The sequence below is a fragment of the Shigella sp. FC1967 genome, from assembly GCF_001743005.1.
Classification (GTDB): Bacteria; Pseudomonadota; Gammaproteobacteria; order Enterobacterales; family Enterobacteriaceae; genus Proteus.
The window spans coordinates 1-451 of sequence record NZ_MIIZ01001239.1 but is presented as its reverse complement, the minus strand read 5'-3'; the positions used below and the strand labels follow the sequence as shown (position 1 = coordinate 451).

Genomic DNA, 451 nt, shown 5'->3' with positions numbered 1-451 from the left:
CCCCGGTTGATGTGGTAGAGGAAGGCAGAAAGGTCGCCGGTAAGCACGGCATGATGGCCGAGATCGGATTGAAACATCAGGTTGATGCCTGGTATGCAGATATGGACGAAACACGGCTCGCAACCGATTGGAACACCGCCGTCATTACGCCTCACTGCTTGCTGCTTTCCTATCTGGATGTGCTTCAAAAGAACAAAGTTCCCTTTGATGAAGGTGTGCAGCTCGCTGCCGAATGGGTGAAGCAACTTGGCGGGGAATTTCGTGAAGACACTGAGGAAGCGCCGGAAGCTGAGGCTACAGTGCTTTCCCTGGGGAGAGCCACGGCTCATTGCTTTAAACCCTATCCGGACACAAAAAATTTCTATTACGAGGCCTAAGCCTCACCCAAACAGGAGGATCAACATGCGATACCAGGTATTTAAAACGAAGGAAGGGGGCCAGCCGGTGTTTA

Annotated in this window: 1 protein-coding gene; it reads left to right on the top strand. The window is 52.1% G+C overall.

Features of this window, described 5'->3' with window-relative positions:
• Positions 1–377 (top strand): hypothetical protein (locus BHE89_RS20645; RefSeq protein WP_216081038.1); only part of this gene is annotated, 377 nt, incomplete at its 5' end.
• Positions 378–451: the final 74 nt, after the last annotated feature.